This is a genomic window from Streptomyces sp. NPDC058086, assembly GCF_042885015.1.
In the GTDB taxonomy this organism is placed as follows: Bacteria; Actinomycetota; Actinomycetes; order Streptomycetales; family Streptomycetaceae; genus Streptomyces.
The window spans coordinates 116,240-131,998 of record NZ_JBHVST010000010.1 but is presented as its reverse complement, the minus strand read 5'-3'; the positions used below and the strand labels follow the sequence as shown (position 1 = coordinate 131,998).

At 68.6% G+C, this 15,759-nt stretch carries 14 protein-coding genes; 3 read left to right on the top strand and 11 right to left on the bottom strand.

The window, feature by feature from the left end:
- Positions 1-52: 52 nt before the first annotated feature.
- The 3 genes from ACFVWD_RS10785 to ACFVWD_RS10775 form a co-directional block, all read right to left on the bottom strand.
- Positions 53-1,723, bottom strand: a complete 1,671-nt coding sequence (locus ACFVWD_RS10785) for a penicillin-binding transpeptidase domain-containing protein (protein WP_389595104.1) — start codon at positions 1,721-1,723, stop codon at positions 53-55.
- 97 nt (positions 1,724-1,820) lie between these two features.
- A complete protein-coding gene (locus tag ACFVWD_RS10780) occupies positions 1,821-3,461 on the bottom strand; it encodes a penicillin-binding transpeptidase domain-containing protein (RefSeq protein ID WP_389595102.1) in 1,641 nt (546 codons plus the stop codon).
- A 147-nt stretch (positions 3,462-3,608) separates the two neighbouring features.
- Positions 3,609-4,175 (bottom strand): nucleoside deaminase, encoded by a 567-nt coding sequence (locus ACFVWD_RS10775; RefSeq protein ID WP_389595101.1) that lies wholly within the window; start codon positions 4,173-4,175, stop codon positions 3,609-3,611.
- A gap of 147 nt (positions 4,176-4,322) precedes the next feature.
- Here ACFVWD_RS10775 and ACFVWD_RS10770 point away from each other — a divergent pair, with 147 nt between their 5' ends.
- The 3 genes from ACFVWD_RS10770 (at position 4,323) to ACFVWD_RS10760 (ending at position 7,740) form a co-directional block, all read left to right on the top strand.
- Positions 4,323-5,249: an antibiotic biosynthesis monooxygenase gene (locus ACFVWD_RS10770; protein ID WP_389595099.1), complete on the top strand. Its 927-nt coding sequence runs from the start codon at positions 4,323-4,325 to the stop codon at positions 5,247-5,249.
- A 97-nt stretch (positions 5,250-5,346) separates the two neighbouring features.
- Positions 5,347-6,645: an FAD-binding oxidoreductase gene (locus tag ACFVWD_RS10765; RefSeq protein WP_389595097.1), complete on the top strand. Its 1,299-nt coding sequence runs from the start codon at positions 5,347-5,349 to the stop codon at positions 6,643-6,645.
- Between the two features lie 525 nt (positions 6,646-7,170).
- Positions 7,171-7,740 (top strand): hypothetical protein, encoded by a 570-nt coding sequence (locus tag ACFVWD_RS10760; RefSeq protein ID WP_389595096.1) that lies wholly within the window; start codon positions 7,171-7,173, stop codon positions 7,738-7,740.
- A 40-nt stretch (positions 7,741-7,780) separates the two neighbouring features.
- Here the strand turns inward: ACFVWD_RS10760 and ACFVWD_RS10755 are convergent, their stop codons facing one another.
- From ACFVWD_RS10755 to ACFVWD_RS10720, 8 genes are all read right to left on the bottom strand, one after another.
- On the bottom strand, positions 7,781-9,001 hold the full coding sequence (locus ACFVWD_RS10755) for a tyrosine-type recombinase/integrase (RefSeq protein ID WP_389595094.1): 1,221 nt from the start codon (positions 8,999-9,001) through the stop codon (positions 7,781-7,783).
- A gap of 88 nt (positions 9,002-9,089) precedes the next feature.
- Positions 9,090-9,335, bottom strand: a complete 246-nt coding sequence (locus ACFVWD_RS10750; RefSeq protein WP_389595092.1) for a helix-turn-helix domain-containing protein — start codon at positions 9,333-9,335, stop codon at positions 9,090-9,092.
- 53 nt (positions 9,336-9,388) lie between these two features.
- Positions 9,389-10,846 carry a phage/plasmid primase, P4 family gene (locus ACFVWD_RS10745; RefSeq protein WP_389595090.1) on the bottom strand — a complete coding sequence of 486 codons (1,458 nt, stop codon included), beginning with the start codon at positions 10,844-10,846 and terminating at the stop codon, positions 9,389-9,391.
- The gene (locus tag ACFVWD_RS10740; protein WP_389595088.1) at positions 10,843-11,271 is read right to left on the bottom strand and encodes a hypothetical protein; all 429 of its coding nucleotides are present in this window, start codon (positions 11,269-11,271) and stop codon (positions 10,843-10,845) included. The genes ACFVWD_RS10745 and ACFVWD_RS10740 overlap by 4 nt, the downstream gene beginning before the upstream one ends.
- On the bottom strand, positions 11,268-12,179 hold the full coding sequence (locus ACFVWD_RS10735) for a bifunctional DNA primase/polymerase (RefSeq protein WP_389595086.1): 912 nt from the start codon (positions 12,177-12,179) through the stop codon (positions 11,268-11,270). Before ACFVWD_RS10735 ends, ACFVWD_RS10740 begins: the two co-directional genes overlap by 4 nt.
- Before the next feature lie 90 nt (positions 12,180-12,269).
- The gene (locus ACFVWD_RS10730) at positions 12,270-12,827 is read right to left on the bottom strand and encodes a hypothetical protein (protein ID WP_389595085.1); all 558 of its coding nucleotides are present in this window, start codon (positions 12,825-12,827) and stop codon (positions 12,270-12,272) included.
- 19 nt (positions 12,828-12,846) lie between these two features.
- On the bottom strand, positions 12,847-13,323 hold the full coding sequence (locus ACFVWD_RS10725; protein WP_389595083.1) for a hypothetical protein: 477 nt from the start codon (positions 13,321-13,323) through the stop codon (positions 12,847-12,849).
- 204 nt (positions 13,324-13,527) lie between these two features.
- On the bottom strand, positions 13,528-15,654 hold the full coding sequence (locus tag ACFVWD_RS10720) for an FtsK/SpoIIIE domain-containing protein (RefSeq protein ID WP_389595081.1): 2,127 nt from the start codon (positions 15,652-15,654) through the stop codon (positions 13,528-13,530).
- Positions 15,655-15,759: the final 105 nt, after the last annotated feature.

The window sequence follows — 15,759 nt, the reverse complement described above, 5'->3', positions numbered from 1 at the left end:
GGCACGCGAGCGAGTTCCGATGCGCCGGGGTGCCGGGCCGTTCCCCGCCCGGCTAGCTTCCCGCCTTCAGCAGTGCCGCCACGATCGGGCCCGCCGTGTCGCCGCCGTGGCCGCCCTGTTGGACGACGCCCGCCGCGGCGAGATCGCCCTTCCACGCGGTGAACCAGCCGTTGGGCTTCTTCTGGCCGTCGACCTCGGCGGAGCCGGTCTTCGCGCCGTAGTCGGGGCCGAGGCCGGACATCGCCTCGGCGGCGGTGCCGTACGCCGCCGTGTACCGCATGAGTTCGCGGAGCTGGGCGAGGGTGGTGGCGGGGAGGGTGTGGGCGGCAGTCGCCAGCTTGCGGTTGTCGACCGTCGGAGACACCAGGTACGGCTGGTGGAAGACGCCCGTCTTGACCGTGGAGGCGACCGAGGCCATGTTCAGCGGGTTCATCCGGACCCCGCCCTGGCCGATCAGCGAGGCCGCCATCTGGGCCGCGGACTGGACCGGGACCGAGCCGTCGAAGGACGGGACGCCGATGGCCCAGTTGTTCATGGACAGGCCGAAGTACTGCTGCGCCTGGTTCGTCAGGTCGGAGTTCGACAGCTTCTTGGCCTGACTGATGAAGGCGGTGTTGCAGGAGCGCGCGAAGCTCGCCTTGAACGTGCCGCCCTTGATCTCGAACTTGTCGTCGTTCTGGAACTTCCAGCCGCCGTACGTCACGTACTTCGGGCACGGGTGCTGCTTGTCGGCCGAGGCGAGCCCCTTGTCGATGAGCAGCGACGACGTGATGACCTTCATGGTGGAGCCGGGGGCCAGCGAGCCCTGGAAGGCCGTGTTGAAGCCGTGGCTGGTGTTGGCGACCGCGAGGATCTCGCCCGTCGTGGGGCGCATCAGGACCACCGACGCCCGGTCCTTCTTGGCGACCTGCTGCTCGGCGTCCGCCTGGAGGGTCGGGCTGAGCGTGGTCTTCACGGTCCCCGGGGTGCCCTCGCTGAGGGTCACCAGGGTCTTGTCGGGGGACTTCTGGGTGCCCTTGGCGGCGGCCTTGCGGACCACGCGCAGTTCGATGCCCGCCTTGCCGCCGGCGATCTTGCCGTACTTCTCGCGCAGCCCGTCCAGCACCGTGCCGAGCGAGGGGTACTTGGCCGTGGTGATCTCGCCGCCGTCGCGGTCGAGGGCGGTGACCGGGGGAGTGCCCGCCGGACCGGTGACCAGGCGGTCGCCGTCCTGGAGGTCGGGGTGCACGACCGACGCCTGCCAGCCGACCAGCGCCGCACCGTCCTTGGCGCGGCGCACGACGGTCAGCTTCGATTCGTACGCCAGGGGCTTGCTCTTGCCCTTGTACGTGACGGTGGCCTTGACGGAGAAGGGGACGGAGGCCCCGGACGCCGTACCCGGCGTGAGCTTGACGCCGGTGATGTGGGCGTCCTTGCCGTAGCCGGTCAGCGAGGTCGTCGCGGCCGCCGAGTCGTCGGTGGCCGCGGCCGCCTTCGCGACGTCACCGCTCTGCCAGGCGGTCAGGAACCGCGTGGACAGCGCCGTGACCTCGGCCGCCGACGGCGGACCGGTCTTCACGGCCTTGTGGCCGGCGGTCTCCGACGTACGGTCCTCGGCCGAGGCCCCGCCGGCGTACAGGCTGTAGGCGCCGAACGCCCCGCCGCCGACTACCACCGCGATCAGCCCGCCGACCACGGCGGGCTTCGTCTTTCGTCGCTCGGCGACGCGCCTTCTGTTCCCCACAGCTTTCGATCCTCCGCCTGTTCCCCAAGTCCCCCGGCACCCTCATGTTCCTCAACGAGAACCCCCACCCTAGGGTCCCGCCCTGTCAAGGGTGACTTCAGCCGCCCGTTCGTAGCACAGCTGCGACGATCGGACCGGCCGCGTCCACCCCGTGACCGCCTTGCTGGGTCATCGCGGCGGCCGCGATGTCGTTCCGATAGCCGGTGAACCAGCTGTTCGACTTGGACTGGGCGTCGACCTCGGCGGAGCCGGTCTTGGCGCCGATGGTGCCGCCGAGTCCCGCCATCACCTGGGCGGCGGTGCCGCTGGTCGCGGTGAGGTTCATCATCGCGCGCAACTGCGCGGACGTACCGCTGGGCAGGCCCTTGGCCGTCGCCAGTTCCCGGTCGTCGAGCTTGGGCGAGACGATGACCGGCTGCCGGAAGGTGCCCGTCATCGCCGTCGCCGTGACCGACGCCATGTTCAGCGGGCTCATCTGGACCTGGCCCTGGCCGATCGCGTTCGCGGCGCGGTCCGGGCCACCGGAGGCGGGGACGCTGCCGTCGAAGGACGGGATGCCGGTCTTCCAGTTGTTCTGGCCGAGGCCGAACCGCGTCTGTGCCTCGGTCGTGAGGGACCCGTCCGTGAGCGGCTTCTCGTCGATCAGTTTCACGAAGGCCGTGTTGCAGGACCGCATGAAGCTGTTGGCGAGGCTCGCCTTCTCGTTCGGCGCGAGGTTGGTGAGGTTGTGGAAGGTCTGGCTCTGCCAGGTCGCGGTCTCCGGGCAGGGCGCCGGGCCGTTCATGGTGGTCACGCCGTTGTCGATGAGCATCGCCGCAGTGATGATCTTCATCGTGGAGCCGGGGGCCAGGGTGCCCTGGAAGGCCGCGTTGAAGCCGTCCGCACGGTGGTTGGCGACCGCCAGCACCTCACCGCTGCTCGGCTGCACGGCCACCACGGACGACTCGGCGTACCGGGCGACCGCCTTCTCCGCCGCGGCCTGCGCGCTCGCGCTGAGGGTGGTGCGCAGCCTGCCGGCCTTGCCCTTGGCGAGGGTCACCAGGGCGGTGTCCCCCGCGCCCTCGGTCGCGTGATGGATCGCCAGCTCGACCCCGGCCGTACCGCCTGCCGTGTCGCCGTACTTCTCGCGCAGCGCGTCCAGGATCGGCCCCAGCGAGGGGTACTTCTCCTTCGTCAGGACAACGTTGTTCCGGTCCACGGCCTCGATGGGCGGGCTCGCCGACTCGCCCGTGACCAGCGTGTCGCCCTCCTGCAACTCGGGATGCACGACGGACGGCTTCCAGTCGACGAGCGCCTTCCCGGTGGTCTCGCCGCGCACGACGGTCAGCCGGGAGTCGTACGCGAAGGGCTTGGACTTCCCCTCGAACGACACCGTCGCCTTGACGGAGAACGGCACGGTGGCCCCCGCCGTCGTCCCCGGGGTGATCTTCACACCGGTGAGGTGCGCGTCGTCGCGGTAACCGGCCAGCAACTCCTGCGCCTTCTGGGCGAAGTTGGTGTACGCGGCGGCCTTGGCGGCGTCACCCTGCTCCCAGGCGGCGAAGAACTTCGTCGAGGTCTCCTTGACCTCCGTGCTGCTCGGCGGCCCCGTCTTCACGGCCGCGGGTCCGCCGCTTCCCGAGCCCCCGCCCTCGCTCCCGTTGAGCGCCGACATCACATTGAAGGCGCCGTATCCGGCACCCCCCACCATCACGGCGAACACACTGCCGATGACGGCGGCCTTTGCCCCCTTGCGCATCGCGCGAAACCCTCCCCGTGGCCCCCCCTGAACTTCTGAACGCGTTCAGAAAGGTTCATGTCCGCACTGTATGCGGGAGGAGTGACGCGTGGGGGTGACGTTCCCTGATTGTTAGCCCGCCGTAGCGAGTGGTTGTGAGGCGGCGGGTCAGTACGGATGCCGGTCGGGCTTGTCCGTCCACGCCGCGTAGGCCTCGGCACCCAACTCCGGGTAGATCTGCTCGATCTGGATCCGCCGCTGGGCGAGGGGCTTTTGGAAGTCCTCGTACTGGAAGGAGTCGTCGAATCCGATCTTCCGGGTCGCCTCCAGGTCGGAGCCGTAGTAGACGGCCTCGATCCGTGACCAGTAAATGGCGCTCATACACATCGGGCACGGGGCGCCGCTGATGTAGATCGAGCATCCTTTGAGCATTCTGGCCCGCTCCGGCAGGAGGTCGGGGGATCCTTCGGGGCGAGGCACATATTCGAGGGTGCTCTCGTTCTGGTGCTCCTCCGAGATGGAAGGTGCCTCCGGGTTGAGACTCTGAACTGCCTTGCGAATGGTCTCCACTTCGGCGTGTGCGGTCGGATCGCCGGTGAGGAGTACGCGGTTCTGACCACGGGCGATGATTTCGCCGTCGCGGGTGATAACGGCGCCGAACGGACCGCCCCATCCCTTGTTCACGGACTCGGTCGCCAGGCGCACCGCTTCGGTCAGGAATTCCTTGTGACCCATGTGACCCATAGGGGACCTCCACTCAGTGACACCTGAGGAACACTTGAGGAATATTCACCCAAGTATCCGATAATTCCCCTTTGTACTAGACTACTCGGTATGAGTGACCGTGCAAGCGCTGCCCGTGGAGGAGGCGGTGCGACCGTCGTGACCTCCCAGAAGGTGAGGGAGGGCCGGGGCGACGAATACGAGCGCTGGCAGGAGAAGACGAACCGGGTCGTGCGGGATTTCGACGGATTCGAGGGCACCGAGACGTACCCTCCCGGGTCCGTCGGGGAGCGCGAATGGGTGGTGGTGTTCCGATTCTCCCGCATCGACCAACTCACCGCATGGCTGGATTCCGGCGCTCGCCGGGATCTGCTCGCCGAGGGCCGCCCACTGCTGGAGGGGGCGCCCACGCAGCAAGTCCTCGCAGGCGCGGCGTCGGCGCCTCCCCGGGAAGCGGTCACGGCAGTCATATCCCATGACGTGCGACCGGGGCGGGAGCAGGATTTCGAGCGCTGGCAGGACAGGGTCCTGAAAGCGCAGGAGAAGTTTCCGGGCTTCATGGGGAGTGAGTTGTTCAAGCCTGTCGAGGGAATTCAGGAACACTGGGTCGTCGTCTTCCGGTTCGACACCCGCCAACATCTTGAGGACTGGCTCGGATCCGACTCCCGCGCGGAGCTATTGCACGAGGGTGACGACTACTTCTTCTCATATGATGTGCGCAAGGTGGGGACGGCGTTCAGTGGCTGGTTCCGCTTCGGCGAGGGCACGGAGAAAGGGGTCCCGCCCAACTGGAAACAGGCCATGTGCGTGGTGCTGGCTCTCTATCCCACGGTAATGGTCCTGAATCTGACAGTTGGTCATGAATTCGGCGTCCTGGGCATCTCCACAAGTGTGGGCCTGTTCCTCTCGAACGTACTGAGCGTCAGCATCCTCACCTGGGTGCTCATGCCGTTGGTGAACCGAGCCCTGGCCTTCTGGCTGCTGCCCAGCCGGTCACGCTCCCTGCGCACCCATGTGGCGGGAGCCGCGGTCGTGGTCCTGTGCTGGTTGATCTTCATCGCGGTTTTCAGCCTGACCACCAACTAGTGGGGTCATGATGGGCGTACACGCACGGACTCGACGACGTATCGAGGGAGAAATCGTCCGGCGGGGCGATCCCCGATACGACGAGACGTGGGCAGCGATGCTGTTCAACTACCTCAAACCGGACCGGTTTCCGGATGTGATCGTCCGGGCGGCCTCGGAGCGGGATGTTCCGGCCGCCGTCGAACTGGCCAGATCCCAGGGCCTCCGCATCGCCGTACGGTCGGGTGGGCACAGCTGGTGCGGCTCACCGCTACGTGACGGAGGCATGCTCATCGACCTCTCCGGGCTCCGGCGTTCCGACATCGACGTGGCCTCCGCGACGGCGACCGTGCAGCCCAGCGTCACAGGTCGCGACCTCATCGCGGAACTCGCCCCGTACGGCCTCGCGTTCCCCGCCGGGCATTGCGGATCCGTGGCCCTCGGCGGATACCTCCTCAGCGGCGGACTCGGCTGGAATTCCCCCGCACTGGGACCGGCCTGCGTAAGCGTTCGGCAGATCGAATGCGTGACCGCGAACGGCGAGGTCCTCACGTGCAGCACGGAGGAGAATCCCGACCTGTTCTGGGCGGCACGCGGGGCGGGGCCCGGATTCTTCGCGGTCGTCACCAGCTTCCGACTCGGTCTGTACCCGCTCCCCGCGGCGGTCGCCACGACGACATACACCTTCCCGCTGGCGGAGCTCGGACCCGTGACCCAATGGGCCACCGAGGCCGCGACCCGGCTCCCCGCAACCGTCGAGCTCTCCTACGTACTCCAGACGGCCTCCCCGGAGATGCCGGCGGCCTCGCCCGGGCCCAAGGTGGCCGTCGTCGCCGCCACCGCGTTCGCGGACTCGCGGGAGGAGGCGATCCGCGCCCTCGGACCTCTGCGCACGTGCCCCCTCGCCGACCGTGCCCTCTGCCGGCAGCTCGACGAGCCGACCTCGTTCGAGGCCCTCTACGAGACGTCCGGGACGATGTGGCCCGCACACCACCGCTCCGCCGTCGACACCCTGTGGTCGGACGCGGACTACGGAACGCTGCTGGCACCGCTCGCCGACGCGCTCGCCGATGCCCCCTCCGACAAGACCCTCGTACTCGCACCCGTGACACCGGTCTCCCCGGAGAAGGCACGCATGCACGACATCGCCTTCTCGGCGCTGGGCAGCAGCTACGTGGCTCCCTTCGCGATCTGGGGCGACCCCGCGGCCGACGACGTGAACATGCGCTGGCTGCGCGATGCCATGCACGCCGTCGAACCGCTCGGCACGGGCCACTACGTCGCCGAGGCGGACCTCACCGCCGATGTGTCCCGGGCACGCCGATCCTTCGCGCCGGCCGACTGGGAGCGTCTGCGGGCTCTGAAGGCGCGGTACGACCCCGAGAACGTCTTCCACTCCTATCTGCAGCCCGCGTAGCGGCTCTGCCCAGCTAGACCCAGGTGTCCAGCCACATCCGGGAGCGCCACTGGTCTATGGGGATCGCCGTGCCCGTGTACAGGGGCCAGAAGTAGATGAAGTGGCCCTATCGCGGCTGGCGGAGCGTCTGACCAGGTACTTCGTGTGGGATGGGCGCACGGTCTGTGCTCTGGGCCGTGTATGGGCCGTGACAGCACCAGCAGGGCTGTGCGAGCAGAGCTCGGCTTTGCGCCGTAGATCACGGAAACCTGGCTAGCGTGGTCCCGCTTGCCTCTTTTGCCAACTCATGATCACTTCTGCCGTCGGGCCGGGCTAGGCTCCGACGGCGCTCTGGGGTATGGGGGGTGCGGACGCACGTTGCGGAGGGGCAAAGTGGGACGAAGACGGGCTGTGGCGTGGGTCTGGGCGGCTATAGCGGCGTTACTGCTCGTTGGGTGCCGTCCTGCGAAGGGCGGAACGGAGGACCACGGCGCAGCTGTCGAGAATGCGCTGACGTTCACGTATCACCGGCATAGTGGCGACGGCGTGATCGATCAGAACCTGGCCATTAGCAACGCCGACCCGAACTCGGTCGTCCCTGTACTGGCGTTTACCGCGCTTGACCGGCATCGTCACCCGCTGCCAGGGGTGCAGGTCCGAACCGTCTTTGGCAGCGACAGTGGCCGTTTGGTGGTTCCTTACGGGTGGGGTTACGACATCCTGCGCTTCTCCGGGCCCGGCGAGCACCAGGTTTACGACGTTCGCGTCACCGTTACTCACCTGACCACCGCCAAGATCCGGGCCAACCTCCACGCGGTGAGTACCCAGACGCTGGACGCTGCTGGGCGCACCGTCAGCAAATTTTCCCGCTTCGCCGCCGTGCGCGTGACGAACACCGACGACTTCGCGGTTTCGGCGCGCGTCGCCTACCTCGTTTACGACCAGCCGGCTAAGGGGGAGACGCAGCAAGCGATCTCCGTTACCCCCATCGGAGCGCTGGTTCGCGTCCCGGCTCGCGGTACGGCAATCGTCAAGGTCACCGGCGACGCCATCCGCGCGGTAGCCAGATACTCCGACGGTCCCGCGGTGAGCGTCAAGGCGTACAACTCCCAGTGACCAGGGACGGCGGCGGGGCCCCCACCGCCGCTCGCGTCACCTACAGGTACAACCCGTCTATGGCCTTCCGGGTGCGTCCCTCACTGCTCGGCATCAGGTGCGTGTACGTCCGGAGTGTGAACCCCGGATCGCTGTGACCGAGGTACTGACTCAGCGCCCGGATGTTCTCGCCCGCGTCCAGCAGTACCGACGCGTAGAAGTGCCTGAGCGCGTGCATGCCGTCTTCAGGGGCCGACGCGTACCGCTCGCCCGCCTTCCGAGCCGGGATGATCCCTGCGGCAGCGAGAGCGGCCTTCCAGTGGTGGTCATTGAAGTTGCTCACGCGCAAGTGATTGCCTTCGACCCCGCTGAACAGGAGTCGTTTCGTCACGAGCGGGCCGTCTGGCGTACGCCAAGGGAGCGTCACTTCGACCGGAGGGAACTCCTTGGCGTGGTCCCGGAGAGCGGCGCCCACGGCCTTCGGGAGCGGCACGTCACGGACCTTGCCGCCCTTCGGCAACGCGAACACGTACTTACCGCGGATGCGCTTGAGCTGGTGGCCTACGGCCAGCCAACCGCCCTCGTAGTCGAGTTCGTCTTCCGAGAGGCCGAAGATCTCCCCTTGCCTCAATCCGCATCCCGCTCCGGTGTCGACGGCGGCCCGGAAGCGCCGTTCGAGGGCGGCCCGCACGCCGAACGTTTGGTCTGCCGTCCACGGGGTGACGCGCGGCTTGCCTGGCTTCGGAAGCTGCACCGTTCGAGCGCGGCAGGGGTTCTTGCTCAGGAGTCCGTCATCGACCGCGGCGCTTAGCGCTGCCGAGACGGTGCCGACGATGATGCGGCGGTGCGATTCCGCCGGCACGGTGTCTTCCAGGGCGGCGATCCAGTCTCGGATGTGCTCCGGCTTGAACGAACCGAGCGGGCGAGTCCCGATGTGCGGGTACGCGTGCAGCCGGAGCCGACGTTCCGCTGCCTCCCGGCTGTTGATCTCGCCCGTGTGCGTCTTCACCCAGCGTTCCGCGTACTGTCGGAAGGTGGTTCGCGCGGTGCGCGGGTCGACGTACTGGCCGCGCGACATGTCGGCTTCGACGTTGGTGAGCCACTTCTCAGCGAGCCGCTTTTCCCTGTCGCGGAACGATTTGCTCTTCTCGGTGCCGTCGGGTCCGACGTACCGGGCGCGGTACCTCAAGCCAGTGCCGTAGCGGTCGGATTTGACCTTGGCGGTCTTGCCGTCGGACGTGGTCTCGGTCTTGAACCAGCGGTCTTGAATGTGGCCTGCCATGCGGCGGTGGTCCCTTCTGGGTAAGGAGAAGGGAGGGCCACGGTGTGGCCCTCCCCGGGGAAAGCGGTGCGGTGCGTGTCTGGCCGCGTCAGGCGGCGGCCTGGTCGGCGCTCTTGCGTTCGCTGACGTAGGCGCGGACGTCGGAGGGGTCGTATCGGAGGTGTTTGCCGATGCGGAAACCGGGCGGCCCGGTCCGCTTCTTGCGCCACTGGTAGACGGTCTCGATGGGCACCTCGAACATCTCGGCGATGTCGTCGGGTGTGAGGTACCGGTCCGGCAGGCCATCCCGGAGGGTGGCGCGGGGGTCGGCCCGGACGGGGGCGGGTGCGCTCACGGCGTCCTCCACAAGTTGGAATCACATTGCTCTGAGTCGCGACTCATCGGCACTCAGCGGCACTCAGAGGGGTCTTGAGACGCGATGAGTCGCGACTCAGGCAAATGTGGTTCGCGCTGGGCGAGGGTGATCCCGTTGTAGGTGACCACTTGTCGGCCGTACTCGTCGCGGGGGCGCGTCCGGTTGAGCTGGGGGACGACGGAGAGCAGGTTGCGGCCGAAGACCTGCTTCGTGCCGGGGCGGACGCCGTTGTCCTCTGCCCAGTCGCGCCAGACCGTCCACAGTGCATCGACGGGCACGCTGCATGCGGGGCCGGTGGTGCAGCGTTCGCGGATGAATGCGCTGGTGGGTGAGGCGGTGTCCTGCATGGTGGTGATCGCGTCTCGGCTGGACGGCGGTTGCGTGATCCGGCCGTTGCGCTGGAGGCGGGCGAGCCCGTCCAGGGCCCAGTTGAGGATGCCGGGCATTTCCGCGGTGAGGCGGTCGGTGAGGGTGGGATCTTCCTTGCCGAGCCACGACAGCCGGGTGCTGAGCAGGATGAACCGGTTGGCGATGACCCCGGATGAATCGCCGAAGTGCGGCAGTTCGTTGGACAGGATCATCAGTCGCGAGGGCACGCGGCCCGTCCACGGTTCGCGGTACTTGCGGTCGATGTCGATCGTGTCGTCACCGGAGATCGTCAACAGCCGCTCCACGACCTGGCTGTTGTCGTTGCCGGACAGTCGGGCGTCGGAGATGATCGCGAGGGATTTGCCGATCAGGGTGGACAGTCCGAAGTTCGTGCCGAGTCCCGCGAGGGTTGGGCCGGCCAGGTTCTCCTTGCCGACCAGCGCTTTCAGTACGCGGGCGATAGTGCCTTTTCCAGAGCGGGAGGGGCCGACGATGAGCAGGATCTTCTGCTGGTCGGTGCGGCCCGAGAGGACGTAGCCGAACCACTCCTGAAGTGCGGCGATGGAGTCTGGGTCATCGGGCCAGAGCTGTGCGAGGAACCCGTGCCACGTGGGTGCGCTCGCGTCGGGGTCGTAGGCGAACGGTACGGAGACGAGGTTGAAGAACTCCGGTCCGTGCGGCAGGAGCGCACGGTCCCGGATGCGCAACAGGCCGTTTTCACAGGCGACGATGGGTCCTTCGTCCCGTCCGGTGTCGCCCTGGTCGTTGACCCAGGCGGGGGCGTCGGTGTCGGTGGGGAGCAGGGTGATCGATCCGAGGGCATCGAGCAGGTTGCCGATCTTCTGCTTGGTGGGGGCCCAGTCGCGTTCCTCGGTCTGCCCGTCCTTGCCGGGTGCCTGGTAGACGGCGTGTTCGAGGCGGGTGTACATCGCCTTGCGGATCTGGGCTTCCTCTGCCTCGCGCCAGCAGGACCCGTTCCAGCGCATCCACGATGCCCGCCAACGCCGGCACACGAGCCGTCCGTCCTCGGTCTGCCAGTCGGGCAGCAGCCGGCGAGCCACGGCCAGGGGATTGGTGGGCGGGGGCAGTTCCTCGGTCTCGATGGCGGGGCGGTTCATCATGCGGCCGTCCTCCCTTCGGTGAGCGGGGGTGCTCCGGTGCAGGCGTCTTTGTGGGTGTCGTAGTCGGCGACCAGGGCCGTCACACTGCGGGCTCCGGTGGCGGTGCGGGTCTGGCTACAGGCGCAGACGTAGGCGGCGGTGGGGGTGTCGCCGTGGCGTTTGGACCAGCGGGCCCCGTCGTCGTGGGAGCGGTAGACCGGCGGGGCGTAGATACGGATGCCGGGCTGGTCCGGTGTGGGGTTGTCGACGTGATGGCGTGCGTCGCGGACCGGGAATCGCTTCGAACGTGGAAGAGCAGAGAGGACGCCTTCGGCGACGCCCTTCGGGTCGCCCACGGCCGGCGGGGGCGGGCTCGGTTCAGCGGCGCGCGGGCCCGTCGTGGCGGTGGGTTGGCCTTCCAAGGGAGAGCGAGGCGGGGTGCTCATGCCGCGTCCCGGGGACGGGCTTTGCGGATGGAGCCGTCCAGAGCGCTGCGGATCGTGGCGCGGCACTCCGCAGCGCTGAGTCCGTGAGCCTCCCCGACCGCTTGGAAGGCGTCCTCCACCATGTGCCGGGCGATGTCGCCCCATGCGACGAACCGCCCCACCTTGAAGGCGCACCGGTTCAGCGTGATGTTGCGCTTCGATTCCGGGGCTGCGGACACCACGGCGCATTCCCACTCCAGCGCGGCGAGGGCCGCGCGGCTGCCGTTGACCGCTGGGGGCCTGAGAGGCCCTGTGGGGCGTACGGGGGCGGGTTTGAGAATGCTCAGCAGCCACGAGGGCAGAGAAGCCGCCACGGGGCCGCTGATGGCTTCGTAGGGTCCGGCGGGGGTGATGCTGCCCGCGGCGACCACGTAGCCGCCCCATGCCCGGGTGTCGACCAACGGAGCGATCGTTCCTGCCGTGTTGGCCAGCCGCACCCCGGACGGCGCCGCGAAATACAGGTGGTGGCCGCCGCTCGCAGTCCGGGTCCGGTAGGTGTCGGGGACGGCGTTTCCCGTGCGCTCGCAGAGCGCCCCGAAGGTCGCCGCGCCGTCAGGCGCGTCCCCATTGCTGTGGTCCTTGGGCATGTCGAGGTCGACGACCAGCAGCCCGGAAGGACCAGTGGCGATACCGACGTTGAACGCACCCGTGGCCCAAGTGGCGTGGATGCGCTCGGGGTTAGTCGTCGCGCGCTGCTCCCACTTGCGGTGGCCTGCCTCGCAAGCTCCGGTATGCGGGCAGGTGGCTTCTCCGTGGAGGGCGGGGCGCTTGGTGCCGGGGCGGAGCGGGAAGACGTGCCAGCCGCGGCCGGCGGCGTTCAGGGCGGCGGCGAGTAAGGCCTCTCGCCGATTGTCGGTCGGTTGGGTCATGCTGGAGACCTCCAACAGGTCTGTAGTGGGCTGGTTGGCAAGGGCGACCCCGAGTTCTTTGGCGAGAGGTGGGGGTCGCCCTTGGCGTAGCTACTGGTTCTCGGCCCAGACGGCGTATTCCTGGCGGACGTAGCCGCGCGGATGGGCGAGCGTGGCCGGGTGCTCCGGCCAGTACGGGGCACCGCCGTAGTCGCCCTCGCCGTCCTGGTCGATCTCGATGAGCTGGTGAGCGGCGTTGGCCGCGATCTCGTCCGTTCCGTTGCGGACGCCGTCGGCCTCGTGCTCCAGCGCGATGCGGTCCAGCAGGGCGGCTTTGCGGAGCCAGTACTCACGGTCCACGTCGCCGCGGTGCGGGTTCTCGGTGAGCGTCCTGGCCGTGGAAGCGGTCCACGCGACCTCATAGGTGATGCCGGGGGCGGTGGCGTAGGCGTCTTCTGGCGTCGGCCATGCCGTCGGCCCCACCTCGATCGCCTCGGGGGTGGGCTGCGGGCGCGGGTCGGTGCGGTGGTTGGCTCCGACGTAGAGGCGGTGCTGCTTGCCGCTGCGGGTGGGGCAGACCGTCACGGTGCCGGCCGTGAAGGTCTTGTCCAGCGCGGCAACGATGCGGTCGGTGTCGGCCGGGTCGCAGATGATGCGGATGTCGAACACGGTTCTCCTCTGGGGGTGTTCAGCCGTGGAAGTGGCTGCGCTTGATGACGGCTTTGCGAATGTTGACCGTGCTGCCCTTGCCGCTGGTGATGGCGCGGGCGGGTGTGCGCAGGGCGAGGACGACGAGGGCGATCCAGATCAGTGCCCCGCCGCTGAAGCCGGCGGCGGCGTTGATGACTTCGCCGATGCCGTATCCGGCCCCGGCGGACAGGGCGCCGCCACCGATGCCGGCGCCCATGAGGCGCTGCGCGATGGGGTCAAGGAGCGGGAGCGGGGTCAGGTCGCGGGGCGCGGAGGCGATGACGGCGGGCGGGGCGAGGTGCTTGGGCATGGGCACCATGCGGCCGTAGGCGTCCGGCACCCACACCACCGGCTGACGCTCGGCGTACGGGTCCATGGCTACCGGCGTGGCGAGGTCGTAGGGGGCGAGGGGCGCGGGCTGGTGGATGGTCACGGCCCGTTCGACGGGCAGGTGGCCGGTGTGTTCGGGGTACATCCGGAATCCCTTCTCGGAACGGTTCAGGGAGGCTGTGACACCCCCTTGCGGGGTGGCTGTGGAGGGGGTTTTCGGGGGTCTGACCTGCGGGCCTCCCTGACTCCCTGAACGATCATTTGTGCAGGTCAAAGCCAGGGAGGCGGGTCAGGGAGGCGTTCAGGGAGTTCTCCCTGCCTCCCTGGCCCGTCGGGGGTCGGCTCCCTGTCATCCGTCGGCGGAAGCGGAACCTTCCGTGTCGCGGTTGGCGAGGGCGCGGGTGAGGCGGTCGGCGGGGACGACCATGCGGCCGTCGGACTTGTAGGGCTCGGCTCCGGTGCCGTCCAGCACACGCTTGAGGTCCAGGAACGACCAGTCGCCGTAGGCGACCTCGTTCAGCGTGGCGAGCCGCTTGAGGACGTCCTGCGTCTTCAGCCGGGGCTTGTCGCCGATGACGGTGGCGATGTCGGCGAGCGGGTCGCGCTCCTCGCCCCGCTCGATGGCGTGCAGGGTGGTGACTCCGTCGCGCAGCGCCTTGGCGCGCTCGCCGATGGCGTCGGCGCCGTCGTCGTCGATGTAGTGCGTGCGCACGGTGATGGACGACTGGCCCTTGGGCATGTCGATGCCGTCTGAGGCGACGACCAAGGTTCCCTTGTCCAGGCCCTGGCGCAGCAGGTGCGGGGCGGCGCCGTCGTCGACGGCCTTGTCTCCGAGCGCCATGCGGGACTGTGACTCGGTGCCGAGAACGAGGGAGGCGCGGGTGTGGGCGCCCTCACGGACCAGCTTGGGAAGGTTCTGGTCGGTGGGGTCCTGGGTGCCCTGCCACATCAGAACGTCGACCGCACGCCCCTGGTTGTGGATCTTCCGGACGGCCATGAAGTACCGCGAGGTGGCCTTGGAGCCGCCGTAGGGGCGCCTCTGGTCGTCGACCGCCGGGCACATGAACGCCACCTGCGCTTCGTCGACGATGACGATGAGCGGCGGGAACACCGCGGTGGGGTCGGTCCGGCGGACCTCGACACGGCGGTTCATCTCGTCCACGGCGTCTTCGACCATTTCGGTTGCCTGGATGACGTGTTCGTCGGTGGGCCCCTCGATGAGGACGCCGGCGATCCCGTCGAGCCACTTCCAGTCCCCGATGCCCTTGAGATCGGCAAGCCAGAACTGGACCGACTTGTCCAGTGCCAGCCACAGGGCGAGCGCGCGCAGGGCGGCGGTCTTGCCCTGGTTCGAGCGGCCCGTGACCAGGACGTGCCGCTGGTACAGGCTCAGCGTGGCCGCGTCGCCGCGCAGATCCTGGCCCCACGGCGCCTTGCCGGTCTTGTAGTTGGAGGTCGTTGTGTCGTCGGTGACCAGCGGGGATGGGCCGATCGGTTCGTCCAGGGCCCCGGAGTCCGCGATCCACAGCCGCACCGTGCGGGCCGCTTCCGGGATGGTGATGAACACCTCGTGTTCGTGCCGGGTGAGGTTCTCGGCAAGCTTGCGGCGCCGGTTCTGTACCTCGTTCGTGGCCACCCCGGAGGGCAGGGTGACGTCGACTTCCACGCCGCATCCGGCGATGGTGATCGGACCGAGCATGCTCGCGCCGGCGTCGCCCATTTCCTTGATGGCGTTGCGCAGCGCGGGCACCCCCAGGTCCCGCAGCGCCTTGACCACGATGGACGGGGTGATCGGCTCGCCCTCGCTGTTGCGGACGTTGGCGGGCAGCGCCCACTGCGGGGCGGCCTGCTGCTTGCTACCGACGGTCCACAGGGCGAGCAGGGTGAGGAACGGGCCAATCGTGAGAGCCGGACCCCAGACGACCTGCACGATCCGTATGAGCAGGGCGATGAACTCGATCGTCGCTTTCAGCGGGGTGATGACGTCGGTGACGTCGTGGTTGTTGATGGCCATCACGACCCCGAGCGCGACCAGGACCCCGATGCTCACGCCCGTCCCGACCGCAATGCCCTTGGCGGCCTCTACGGGCGAGTGGAGCAGGTCCATGCGGCGGTGGTGGCGGGCGGCGCGGAAGCGCTGCAACCGCTCCTCCCACTCCTCGGCCGCTTCCAGGTTCCCCGCGGCTTCCGCCGTACGGATCATGCGCTCGTAGCGGGCCCCGGTCTTGCCGTCCCAGGCGCGGCGGGCCACGATCCGGCCCCCGTTGAATGTGTAGAGGCCATGCCGGGCGACGGCGCGGGCGGTTGTCTTGGTGGTCTCGTGCGTGACCGCGGTCTTGACCGCCCGCCCGGAGCGCACCCACAGCGGCACCGGGGGCGCCGGCGGGGCGTCGGGTACGACGGTCAGCACCGTGGGCGCCGCGTCGTCGGTCGGGGGGTCGGTGGGCTTGTGGAGGTGAACGACGTTCTCAGACATGCTGAGGGATCTCCTGACTGCCCCTTCGGGGGCGGGAGTTGTGGAGGGCGCCGGGGTGGCCGTGTCCGTGGCAGGGGGCGGTCACCCAGGCGGGTGGTGCGGGCT

Coding starts and splice junctions, on each gene's coding strand:
- ACFVWD_RS10775 (WP_389595101.1), bottom strand. CDS start 4,175: ATGGGTCACAAGGAATTCCTGACCGAAGCGGTGCGCCTGGCGACCGAG.
- ACFVWD_RS10725 (WP_389595083.1), bottom strand. CDS start 13,323: ATGTACCCCGAACACACCGGCCACCTGCCCGTCGAACGGGCCGTGACC.
- ACFVWD_RS10780 (WP_389595102.1), bottom strand. CDS start 3,461: ATGCGCAAGGGGGCAAAGGCCGCCGTCATCGGCAGTGTGTTCGCCGTG.
- ACFVWD_RS10745 (WP_389595090.1), bottom strand. CDS start 10,846: ATGATGAACCGCCCCGCCATCGAGACCGAGGAACTGCCCCCGCCCACC.
- ACFVWD_RS10735 (WP_389595086.1), bottom strand. CDS start 12,179: ATGACCCAACCGACCGACAATCGGCGAGAGGCCTTACTCGCCGCCGCC.
- ACFVWD_RS10755 (WP_389595094.1), bottom strand. CDS start 9,001: ATGGCAGGCCACATTCAAGACCGCTGGTTCAAGACCGAGACCACGTCC.
- ACFVWD_RS10740 (WP_389595088.1), bottom strand. CDS start 11,271: ATGAGCACCCCGCCTCGCTCTCCCTTGGAAGGCCAACCCACCGCCACG.
- ACFVWD_RS10720 (WP_389595081.1), bottom strand. CDS start 15,654: ATGTCTGAGAACGTCGTTCACCTCCACAAGCCCACCGACCCCCCGACC.
- ACFVWD_RS10765 (WP_389595097.1), top strand. CDS start 5,347: ATGCTGTTCAACTACCTCAAACCGGACCGGTTTCCGGATGTGATCGTC.